The organism is Pseudescherichia sp., from assembly GCF_032052675.1.
GTDB lineage: Bacteria > Pseudomonadota > Gammaproteobacteria > Enterobacterales > Enterobacteriaceae > Pseudescherichia.
Genome location: NZ_DAMBWA010000003.1, coordinates 238,596 through 249,228 on the forward strand (window position 1 = coordinate 238,596; position 10,633 = coordinate 249,228).

Annotated in this window: 8 protein-coding genes; 5 read left to right on the top strand and 3 right to left on the bottom strand. The window is 59.3% G+C overall.

Translation table 11 applies throughout. The annotated features are described in order from the left end of the window. The first annotated feature begins 3 nt into the window (after positions 1-3). A complete protein-coding gene (locus RTX96_RS05965; protein WP_103820427.1) occupies positions 4-1,011 on the top strand; it encodes a glycosyl hydrolase family 8 in 1,008 nt (335 codons plus the stop codon). A gap of 67 nt (positions 1,012-1,078) precedes the next feature. Here the strand turns inward: RTX96_RS05965 and bcsG are convergent, their stop codons facing one another. From bcsG to bcsE, 3 genes are read right to left on the bottom strand one after another with little or no spacing between them, the layout of a single operon-like run. Next, positions 1,079-2,758 (bottom strand): cellulose biosynthesis protein BcsG, encoded by a 1,680-nt coding sequence (gene bcsG / locus RTX96_RS05970; RefSeq protein WP_312670532.1) that lies wholly within the window; start codon positions 2,756-2,758, stop codon positions 1,079-1,081. Next, the gene (gene bcsF, locus RTX96_RS05975; RefSeq protein ID WP_103820425.1) at positions 2,751-2,948 is read right to left on the bottom strand and encodes a cellulose biosynthesis protein BcsF; all 198 of its coding nucleotides are present in this window, start codon (positions 2,946-2,948) and stop codon (positions 2,751-2,753) included. Before bcsF ends, bcsG begins: the two co-directional genes overlap by 8 nt. After that, positions 2,945-4,504 (bottom strand): cellulose biosynthesis c-di-GMP-binding protein BcsE, encoded by a 1,560-nt coding sequence (gene bcsE / locus RTX96_RS05980; RefSeq protein WP_103820424.1) that lies wholly within the window; start codon positions 4,502-4,504, stop codon positions 2,945-2,947. Before bcsE ends, bcsF begins: the two co-directional genes overlap by 4 nt. Before the next feature lie 169 nt (positions 4,505-4,673). Here bcsE and bcsR point away from each other — a divergent pair, with 169 nt between their 5' ends. Genes bcsR through bcsB form a run of 4 tightly spaced genes read left to right on the top strand, consistent with a single transcriptional unit; the run spans position 4,674 to position 10,631 of the window. Then, positions 4,674-4,862 carry a cellulose biosynthesis protein BcsR gene (gene bcsR / locus RTX96_RS05985; RefSeq protein WP_103820423.1) on the top strand — a complete coding sequence of 63 codons (189 nt, stop codon included), beginning with the start codon at positions 4,674-4,676 and terminating at the stop codon, positions 4,860-4,862. An 18-nt stretch (positions 4,863-4,880) separates the two neighbouring features. Then, complete coding sequence (bcsQ, locus tag RTX96_RS05990) at positions 4,881-5,648, top strand: cellulose biosynthesis protein BcsQ (RefSeq protein WP_312670533.1); 768 nt, start codon at positions 4,881-4,883, stop codon at positions 5,646-5,648. Continuing rightward, the gene (gene bcsA, locus RTX96_RS05995) at positions 5,645-8,263 is read left to right on the top strand and encodes a UDP-forming cellulose synthase catalytic subunit (RefSeq protein ID WP_312670534.1); all 2,619 of its coding nucleotides are present in this window, start codon (positions 5,645-5,647) and stop codon (positions 8,261-8,263) included. Before bcsQ ends, bcsA begins: the two co-directional genes overlap by 4 nt. 10 nt (positions 8,264-8,273) lie before the next feature. Beyond that, a complete protein-coding gene (bcsB, locus tag RTX96_RS06000; RefSeq protein ID WP_312670535.1) occupies positions 8,274-10,631 on the top strand; it encodes a cellulose biosynthesis cyclic di-GMP-binding regulatory protein BcsB in 2,358 nt (785 codons plus the stop codon). Positions 10,632-10,633 lie beyond the last annotated feature (2 nt).

Consider the following 10,633-nt stretch of genomic DNA (forward strand, 5'->3'; position numbering starts at 1 on the left):
ATAATGAGTTTAACCAGGGTCAAGCGCGTCGTTGCCGCAACGGTTGTTCTGATGGGCCTGCTGTCGGCCTCTTTTGCTCAGGCGAGCAGCGCCTGGGATACCTATAAATCCCGTTTTCTGATGCCGGACGGACGCATCGTTGATACCGGCAACAAAAACGTCTCCCACACGGAAGGGCAGGGCTTCGCCATGCTGATGGCGGTGGCGAATGACGATCGCGCCAGCTTCGATAAAATGTGGAGCTGGACAGAGAAGACGCTAAAAAACAAAGAGAACGGACTGTTCTACTGGCGCTACAACCCGGTCGAACCGGATCCAATCCCCGATAAAAATGATGCCTCCGACGGCGACGCGCTGATCGCCTGGGCGCTACTGAAGGCCGATGCGCGCTGGCACGACGGGCGTTACGGCGCCGCCTCTGACGCCATCACCAAAGCGCTGGTGAGCCACACGGTGATTAACTTTGCGGGCTATCGGGTCATGCTGCCGGGTGCCAACGGGTTCAACCTCAACAGCTACGTGAACCTTAACCCCTCCTATTTCATCTTTCCGGCGTGGCAGGCCTTCGCCGATCGCAGCCACCTGACGGTGTGGCGCGATCTGATTCGTGACGCGAAGACGCTGACGGGCAAGATGGGCTGGGGCGAGGCGAATTTGCCTACCGACTGGGTGGCGCTGGCCGCCGATGGCAAGATGCAGCCAGCCAAAGAGTGGCCGCCGCGCATGAGCTACGACGCGATACGTATTCCGCTCTACATCGCCTGGCAGGATCCAACTAGCCCGCTGCTGACGCCGTGGCGCAGCTGGTGGCAGAAATATAGCCGCAGCCAGACGCCTGCCTGGGTGAACGTCACCACCAACGAAGGCGCGCCCTACAATATGAACGAGGGACAGCTGGCGGTGCGGGATCTGACTCTTGGCACGAAAAACGGCGAGCCGCAGATTACCGCCCAGGATGACTACTACTCTGCGAGCCTGAAAATGCTCTCCTGGCTGGCGGAACAGCGGTAGCAGGCAATAAAAAAGCCGGGTGGCGCGCTAGCGCTTACCCGGCCTACAACGACATAACCTGCCGTTATTACTGCGGATACGGTACCCAGTCCCCGCCGTTGAGGCGCACGTACGGTTTGTTCTGGTACTGGATCACAATGGCGTTGGCGTTCTCCGACACCGGAGCCGTCTGCGGCAGATTGCTGGTCAGGCTGTCCCAGTTGACGCTATCTTCGGTAAACAGCTTGCCGTCTACTGAACGGGCAACCAGCTCCGATATCGCCAGGAAGCTGCTCGGCTGATCGATCTCAATCGGTGCGCCCTGATGCGGCGTCTTCATACCGAAGAACTTGATCCCTGCCGGGACGTTGGTAATGGACGGGCTAGGGATATCGCGCAGGCCAGAAACCTGCATTTTATCGCCCTGCAGCGCGCCACCGTGCTCCGGCACCATCACGACCATCACCTTACGGCCAGATTTCTCCAGCGTATTAAAGAACGCATCCAGCTCGTCAAACAGCTTCTGAGCGCGCACTTTATAGTCCGCCGTTTTGCTCACGCCAGGGAAGTGGTTCCCGTCGTGCAGCGGCAGCAGGTTATAGAAGGTTGCCGTGCGCTGATTCTCTTTCCCGTCCTGGGACTGCATCCAGCGGTTGAGTACGGCGGTATCGTCGTAGACTGCCGAGCCGTCAAACGCCAGCAGGGCGGTGGGCAGACCGGTCTGATCCATCAGCGGCGCCTGCATGCCGCCGTTATCGCGTACCTCTTTCAGGAAGCCGCCGAAAATGCCGTTGTGGTCGAGCATAAACTGCTGCGAGAAGCCGAGCTGGGCCAGGTTATCAAACAGGTAGCACTGGTTACCAGCCTGCTGATAGAGGTTTTTATGCGACGGCTGGCCGCAGCTGGCGCGCAGCAGGCGAATCGCCGCCGGACCGCTGTAGGAGGTGGCCGAGTTGAAGTGCTTAAACTGAATATCAAAGTGCGACCACAGCGGATGGGACATCAGGCCCGCTGCCTCTACATCCGCCCACGACAAGGAGCAGATGTTAATCACCAGCAGCTCAAACGGCTGCGCATCGGCGGGCAGCTGCGTCGGGAAGCGGGTCTGGCGCTTCTCTTCCGCGGTATAGAAGCTGTTCAGCCACGCGTCGAGGTTTGCCGTGGTCGGGGGGGCGGTCTGCGCTGGGATATCGCCAACGACCGGTTTGTCCCCCGCCGCGGCGATGGTAGCCGCCGCGTTGCCGCCGGTGGTGGTCACGGTATTGGTAGGCTGACCGGCTGGCCACAGGGAGAAGGTCGGTCCGGTCAGGGTCAGCACGTTCAGCCAGACCATTATCGCCACCACAAAGACGGTGACGCGGATCCACTGCGATAAGAAGAGCCAGGCCACCAGCAGAACAAAAATCCCACCGATCATCTGCCAGTTAATAAAACGTGTCACCAGATCCAGCAGATAGTCAGCGCTAAATCCGGCTACCTGCGATCCCTGGCTGAGCATACTCTGCGGGCCGGGGAGCCAGGTGTCGTGCCAGAAGAGGGCAAGGCCAATGGGAATGGCGATCCAGTGGCGCAGGCGGTGCACGCTACGTCGCGGGAGCGGAAGCAGCAGGAACGCCATAAACACCAGGTTTAACAGCGCATGAAAGTTGAGGTAGCCTGCCCACAGCAAACCAAATTTCACCAGGAAATAGAAGTTCCAGCCGGCAAGGCCGCGCCAGTATTGCCACAGCGGTGAGGGCGTAGAGGCGGTAAGGGTTTGATTAGTCATCTTTTCGTTTTGCCTTGACGGTCGAAGCACTGCGCCATGTGCCAACAGGTTTTACATAGCGCGGTTTAATAAACAGCATGCGCAGCACGGTCCTGATGCGCCGGATGTAGTGGCGCGTAATATAACCGAGAGGAAAAAAGATCAGGGCGCAGAGCACCACCAGCTGAATGATATCGCTTAACTGCATCATGATGTCTGCTCCGACGCCCCGCCTGGCAGCCGGTGCGGCTGCGGAATGCGCCGCCAGCTCTGGCCGTTGTGTTCAGCATTGAGAATGGGGTTTGGCCCATCGATCACCGGCAGTGGCTTACCCCACTTCTCCGGCACCAGGGCGCGCATCTGCACCAGCTCGGCGGCGATCTGGTTATCTTCAAACCATACCACCCGGTTTGAGAAAATATCGGGGATCGGCAGCGGGAAGATATGGTTCAGAGCCGTATCGAGATCGTTGATGCGGCAGAAAGAGAGAAACAGCATCAGCCGGTTATCGCCGATGGTCATAATATCGCCCACGCGGTTAGGGCGGCACAGCGTCAGGGCCTGCTCCACGCGGATGCCGGGCACCGGACGCAGGGCAACGAGTACGCCTTTACCGTCCGTCGGCAGCAGCGTATTGCTGAGCATATTGTTTACCGCATCGCAGAAGGCATCCCACGTCTGGTATCCGCGCAGCTTCAGCGGCTGGGTCATGGTCAGCAGAGCGGCGATATCCTCCGGCACCGGACGGTTAAACTGCTGCCCCTGCACGCTCTCGATCAGCGTCAGACAGCGGGAGAGGGGCGCGTTCCAGGGAATAACCATATTCGCCCCGCAGCCCAGCAGCAGACGTTCATCGGTGGCGCGCAGGCTGGCGTTCTTCTCCCGGACGATAATTTTTAGCGCGCTGCCGCGCTGGCGGCGCAGGGTATGGATATGGCGGGCCAGCCCCTCAATCTGGTTATTCTGCATGAGCGAAAAAATAATGGTGGCCGCCTGAGTGGTTCGCGCCTCGCTAAATAGGGCTTCATTATTATCAAACAGGGCCCAGTGCTCGGAAAGCGGCGGTGCGCCCTCTAATACCATTACGTTACTTAAAATACGCTTTTCATCGCTGCGCGGCTGCACCGATGCCTGCTCCTGCTGCGCTATTTTCCAGCGGCCGTTGTTTTGCTCAACAATAAGCTGCTGGCGGGCGCTGACGCCTTTTTCATTAAACCAGAAGGCGACGTCATAAAGGTGGATATCGGCCTGGGTACGCAGGCTGGAAAGGCCAAAAAGTGAGCGATATTCGCCCATCAAAAATGAGTATTGCTTATCATTATTGTTGCCGGGGTTAACTATCAGCAGCGTGCAGTCGTGGTATTTCGCCCAGGCGTGTATTTTTTCTAGCCAGCCGCGCAAATTATCGGCGGATATATTTTGCCATGCGTTATTGGCGCAGAGTAAAACCAGAAAATAGTGTTGCGGCTCAATAGCGCTGAGGAGATCGCGGGTGAAAAAGGATAGCCCGTTCTCATGATTAGGCATGCTAAAAAGATGGATTTTATCGGGACCGTGACCGGCCTCTAAATTAATAATTTTATTCGGATCGCTACCCATAGTAATCAGTGCCGCCCGGCTTTTTTTATCCTGGGCAGCAAGGGTATGATTCACTAGATTTATGGCATCCGTTTCGCGATCGACGTTGACCCACCAGACGCCGCCAGCCGGCATGTGGCTCAACTCATCCCATAATGACTGGATGCCAAGGGTAAATATGGGCTTCACGGTGTCTCTCTTAATCAAATTCGTCTGCACCTTAGTTTACTAGCGAAAGCCGAGAAATAAACCTAACATTGAAATTAAAGAACATCACATTTAGCATGTAAATGAATTTTCAACGGCACTCTGCGTTGCTATCTGTTCGTCTGTTTTTCATCAATGAGATGCAGTAAAAATGTCTAACAAAGAGTTTACAAGCCAGACTGATTCAACCCTGGGTTATACCTTTCAAAATGACTTTCTGGCCTTAAGTCGGGTGTTTTCACTGCCAGAAATTGATTACACCGATATATCCCAACGTGAACAGCTAGCTACAGCGATAAAACGCTGGCCGCTGCTCGCTGAGTTTGCCCGTCAACAATAATTAATAAGGAAGACGTGGATGGCAATTCTGGGTCTGCAAGGCATTCGCGGCGGGGTGGGGACCACATCGGTAACCGCAGCGCTGGGCTGGGCGTTACAGCTGCTGGGCGAGTCGGTGCTGATGATCGACGCTTCCCCGGACAATATGCTGCGTCTGTCGTTCAACGTTGAGTTTACCCACTCAGCGGGCTGGGCACGGGCGCTGCTGGATAATAAAGAGTGGCGCGATGCGGGCCAACGCTACACCTCAAATCTCGATCTGCTGCCGTTTGGCCAACTGGCCGCTGGCGAGCGGGAAAATATCTATGCTCTGCACGATCGCCTCGTCCCGATCGCCGCTGCGCTCCAGGCGCTAAAGTCCCAGGGACACTACCGGTGGATCCTGCTCGACCTGCCGGCAGATTTTACGCCGCTTACCCGGGAGCTGCTGGACCAGTGCGACCATACGCTAACCGTCGTCAAGCCCGATACTAACTGCCACGTTCGCCTGCACCAGCAGGCGCTGCCGTCCGGCACGAATCTGCTTATTAATGACCTGCGGATCGGCAGCCAGCTGCAGGACGATCTTTATCAGGTCTGGCTCCAAAGCCAGCCTCGCCTGCTGTCGACCGTCATTCACCGCGATGAGGCGATGGTGGAGTGCCTGGCGGCGAAGCAGCCCCTGGGCGAATATCGCAGTGACTCGCTGGCGGCCGAAGAGATCCTGACCCTGGCCAACTGGTGCCTGCTGCACTGCGCCGGGTCGGACCGCATCGCCCACGATCGCAACATTGAGCATGAGCTATGAGCCGCCTTGCCGCCTTGCTGTTGATCCCCCCGGTGAACGCCCGCCTGAGCGAGCGTTACCGCCTTTACCGCAGCCACGGCGCACCGGCGTTCAGCGCCGCGCTGGGCTGCCTGTGGACTATTCTTGCCTGGCTGTTTATTCCGCTGGAGCACCCGCGCTGGCAGCAGCTCCGCGCCCGGCACGCTGAGTTTTATCCTCACATTCGCGCCGAGCGGCCGCGTCCGCTCGATCCGGCCCGCTACCTGCTGCAAACTCTCTGGCTGCTGGTCGGGGCGCATAACGCGCCGTCCATCCGGCCGCGCAAGAGCAAGCGCGCACGCTTTATCCATTTCCGCCGCCGCTATCTCAACTGGCTGGACGCGCTGCCAACGAAAGTGAGTAGCCGGACAAGCCATATGGAAGGGGAGAAAGAGCTGGCGCACCTCAAGCCGGGCTTACGCCGCTTTATCATTGGCGTGATTGTCTTCTTCTCGCTGATCCTCGCCCTGCTCTGCATTACCCAGCCGTTTAACCCCTGGTCGCAGTTTATCTTCCTGCTGCTGCTGTGGGGCGTGGCGCTGCTGGTACGCCGCATTCCAGGACGCTTCTCGGCCTTGGTGCTGATTGTGCTGTCGTTAACCGTCTCCTGTCGCTACATCTGGTGGCGTTACACCTCGACGCTCAACTGGAACGATCCGGTCAGCCTGGTGTGCGGTCTGGTGCTGCTGTTTGCCGAAACCTATGCGTGGATCGTGCTGGTGCTGGGCTACTTCCAGGTCGTGTGGCCGCTTAACCGTCAGCCGGTGTCGCTGCCGAAGGATATGTCGCTGTGGCCGTCGGTGGATATCTTCGTGCCGACCTACAACGAAGATCTCAACGTAGTGAAGAACACGATCTACGCCGCGCTGGGTATCGACTGGCCGAAGGATAAGCTGAAAATCTGGATCCTCGACGACGGCGGCCGCGAGTCGTTCCGTCAGTTTGCCGAGACGGTAGGGGTAGAGTACGTCGCCCGTACCACCCACGAGCACGCTAAGGCGGGCAACATCAACAACGCGTTGCAGTATGCGAAAGGCGACTTTGTCTCGATTTTCGACTGCGACCACGTGCCGACACGCTCGTTCCTGCAGCTGACGATGGGCTGGTTTATCAAAGATAAGAAGCTGGCGATGATGCAGACCCCGCACCACTTCTTCTCGCCGGATCCGTTCGAGCGTAACCTGGGCCGCTTCCGCCAGACGCCGAACGAAGGCACCCTGTTCTACGGCCTGGTGCAGGACGGCAACGACATGTGGGATGCTACCTTCTTCTGCGGCTCCTGTGCGGTGATCCGTCGCGGCCCGCTGGATGAAATTGGCGGCATTGCGGTAGAGACCGTGACCGAGGATGCGCACACCTCCCTGCGTCTGCATCGTCGCGGACATACTTCTGCCTATATGCGTATTCCGCAGGCGGCTGGGCTGGCGACCGAGAGCCTGTCGTCCCACATTGGGCAGCGTATCCGCTGGGCGCGAGGCATGGTACAGATCTTCCGTCTCGATAACCCACTGTTTGGTAAAGGGCTAAAGCTGGCGCAGCGGCTCTGCTACGTCAACGCCATGTTCCACTTCCTCTCCGGCGTGCCGCGGCTGATCTTCCTGACCGCGCCGCTGGCGTTCCTGCTGCTGCACGCCTACATCATCTACGCCCCGGCGCTGATGATCGCTCTGTTCGTGCTGCCGCACATGATCCACGCCAGCCTGACCAACTCCAAGATTCAGGGGAAATACCGCCACTCGTTCTGGAGTGAGATCTACGAAACGGTGCTGGCCTGGTATATCGCCAGACCGACAATGGTGGCGCTGTTTAACCCGCACAAGGGCAAGTTTAACGTGACCTCGAAGGGCGGCCTTGTGGAGGAGGAGTATGTCGACTGGGTGATCTCCCGGCCCTACATCTTCCTTGTGCTGCTGAACATTGTCGGCGTGCTGGTGGGCATCTGGCGCTACTTCTACGGTCCGGAGACCGAGATGCTCACCGTGGTCGTCAGTATCGTCTGGGTCTTCTACAACCTGATCGTGCTGGGTGGTGCGGTGGCGGTGTCGGTGGAGAGCAAGCAGGTGCGCCGGGCGCACCGCGTTGAGATCTCCATGCCAGCGGCTATTGCCCGCGACGATGGTCATCTCTTCTCCTGTACGGTGCACGACTTCTCTGACGGCGGGGTAGGGATCAAGATCAACGGCCAGTCGCAGGTGCTGGAGGGGCAGAAGGTCAATCTGCTGCTCAAGCGCGGCCAGCAGGAGTACGTCTTCCCGGCGCAGGTAGCGCGGGTTAACGGCAGGGAGGTGGGCCTGCAGCTGATGCCGCTCACCACTCGCCAGCATATCGACTTTGTTCAGTGTACCTTCGCCCGTGCGGATACCTGGGCGCTTTGGCAGGACAGCTTCCCGGAGGATAAACCGCTGGAGAGCCTGCTGGATATTCTCAAGCTTGGCTTCCGTGGCTATCGCCACCTTGCTGAATTTGCTCCACCTTCTGTGAAAATGATTTTCCGGTCTCTTACTTCCCTGATCTCCTGGGTTGTGTCGTTCATTCCCCGCCGCCCTGTGCGGGGCGTGGTGGTGCAGCAGCCGGATCCGGTTATGGCTCAACAATGATGATAATGCGATGAAAAGAAAACTTTCCTGGATTTGTGCAGTGGCGGTTGGGATGAGTGCTTTCCCGTCGCTGGTCACCCACGCGGCCCCGGCCACCTCAATGGTTACCGTGCCTGCCGCACCCGAGACGCCTGAGGCGCAGGCCGCTGCGCCCGCTGCCGATCCGCAGGCCGTCGGCCAGGTGATGCCCGGCGTAACCGGCGCCAATGCGCCTATCGTTGCGGACAATGCGCCGTCGCGGGAGGTTAAGCTCTCTTTTGCCCAGATTGCGCCGCCGCCGGGCAGCATGGTGCTGCGCGGGGTGAGACCCGACGGCCAGATTGAGTTCGGGATGCGCAGCGACGAAGTCGTCTCGAAGGCGATGCTGAACCTGGAGTACACCCCGTCACCCTCGCTGCTGCCGGTGCAGTCGCAGCTGAAGGTCTACCTTAACGATGAGCTGATGGGCGTCCTGCCGGTCACTAAAGAGCAGCTGGGCAAAAAGACACTCGCCCAGCTTCCGATCGACCCGCTCTATATCACCGACTACAACCGGGTGCGGCTGGAGTTTGTGGGACACTACCGTGACGTCTGCGAAAACCCGGCCAGCAGTACGCTGTGGATGGACGTTGGGCGCAGCAGCTCCCTGGAGATGACCTACCAGACCCTGCCGCTGAAAAACGACCTGTCACACTTCCCGGTGCCGTTCTATGACGCCCGTGATAACCGTCCGCTGGTGCTGCCGATGGTCTTTGCCGGTGCACCCGCGCTGGCGCAGCAGCAGGCCGCGGGCATTGTTGCCTCCTTCTTTGGCTCCCGCATGGGCTGGCGCGGCCAGAGCTTCCCGGTGATCTACAACGGCCTGCCGGATCGCAACGCCATTGTGTTTGCCACCAACGACAAACGTCCGGATTTCCTGCGCGACGCGCCGCCGGTGAACGCCCCGACGGTGGTGATGATGGATCACCCCCAAAATCCTTACGTGAAGCTGCTGGTGGTCTTTGGTCGCGATGATAAAGATCTGCTCCAGGCGGCGAAGGGGATTGCCCAGGGCAACGTTCTGTTCCGGGGCGATCGCGTGGAGATAAACGACGTTAAGCCGCTGCTGGCCCGTAAGCCGTACGACGCGCCGAACTGGGTACGCACCGACCGGGCGATCTCTTTTGGCGAGCTGAAATCCTACGAGGAGCAGCTCCAGTCGGTAGGCCTTGAGCCGAACCCAATTAGCGTGGCGCTGAACCTGCCGCCGGATCTCTATCTGCTGCGCAGCACCGGCATCGATATGGATCTCAACTATCGCTATACCGCGCCGCCGACCAAAGACAGCTCGCGGATGGATATCAGCCTCAACAACCAGTTCCTGCAATCCTTCAGCCTCACCAGCAACCAGGATACCAACCGCCTGCTGCTGCGCCTGCCGGTTCTGCAGGGGCTGCTGGATGGCAAAACTGCCGTCACCATCCCGGCGCTGCAGCTGGGGGCGCTTAACCAGCTGCGTTTTGACTTCCAGTACATGAACCCGATGCCGGGCGGCACCGTCGACAACTGCGTCTCCTTCCAGCCGGTGCAGAACCGGGTGGTGATTGGCGATGACTCGACCATCGACTTCTCGAAGTACTACCACTTTATTGCGATGCCGGACCTGCGCGCCTTTGCCAACGCGGGCTTCCCGTTCAGCCGGATGGCGGACCTTGCGGACACCATCGTGGTGCTGCCCGCTAACCCGACCCAGGGCCAGCTGGCGACGCTGCTGGACTCCATCGGCCAGCTCGGGGCGCAAACCGGTCTTCCGGCGGTTAACCTGACCCTGACCAACGACGGCAGCCAGATCCAGAACAAAGATGCCGACGTGCTGGTCATCGGCACCATTCCGGATAGTCTGAAGGATGACAAGCGCATCGACCTGCTGGTGCAGGCGACGCAGAGCTGGGTGAAGACCCCGCAGCGCCAGACTCCTTTCCCCTCTATCGTCCCGGATAACACCGATCGCCAGGCGGATGCCCAGACGGCGGTGACCTCCAGCGGACCGATGGCGGCCATTGTCGGCTTCCAGTCGCCGTATAACGATCAGCGCAGCGTGATTGCCCTGCTGGCGGACAGCCCGCGCGGCTACGAGCTGCTGAACGAGGCGATGAACGACAGCGGTAAGCGTGCGGCGATGTATGGTTCCGTCACGGTGATCCGCGAGTCCGGCGTGAATGGTCTGCGGGTAGGGGACGTCTACTACGTTGGCCATCTGCCGTGGTTCGAGCGTATCTGGTATGCGCTCTCTAACCACCCGGTGCTGCTGGCGGTGCTGGCGGCGGTGAGCGTTGTGCTGCTGGCCTGGGTACTGTGGCGTCTGCTGCGTATTATCAGCCGCCGTCGTCTCGACCCGCATGATGAGTAAGC

Coding starts and splice junctions, on each gene's coding strand:
- bcsQ (WP_312670533.1), top strand. CDS start 4,881: ATGGCAATTCTGGGTCTGCAAGGCATTCGCGGCGGGGTGGGGACCACA.
- bcsB (WP_312670535.1), top strand. CDS start 8,274: ATGAAAAGAAAACTTTCCTGGATTTGTGCAGTGGCGGTTGGGATGAGT.
- bcsF (WP_103820425.1), bottom strand. CDS start 2,948: ATGATGCAGTTAAGCGATATCATTCAGCTGGTGGTGCTCTGCGCCCTG.
- bcsG (WP_312670532.1), bottom strand. CDS start 2,758: ATGACTAATCAAACCCTTACCGCCTCTACGCCCTCACCGCTGTGGCAA.
- bcsR (WP_103820423.1), top strand. CDS start 4,674: ATGTCTAACAAAGAGTTTACAAGCCAGACTGATTCAACCCTGGGTTAT.
- RTX96_RS05965 (WP_103820427.1), top strand. CDS start 4: ATGAGTTTAACCAGGGTCAAGCGCGTCGTTGCCGCAACGGTTGTTCTG.
- bcsA (WP_312670534.1), top strand. CDS start 5,645: ATGAGCCGCCTTGCCGCCTTGCTGTTGATCCCCCCGGTGAACGCCCGC.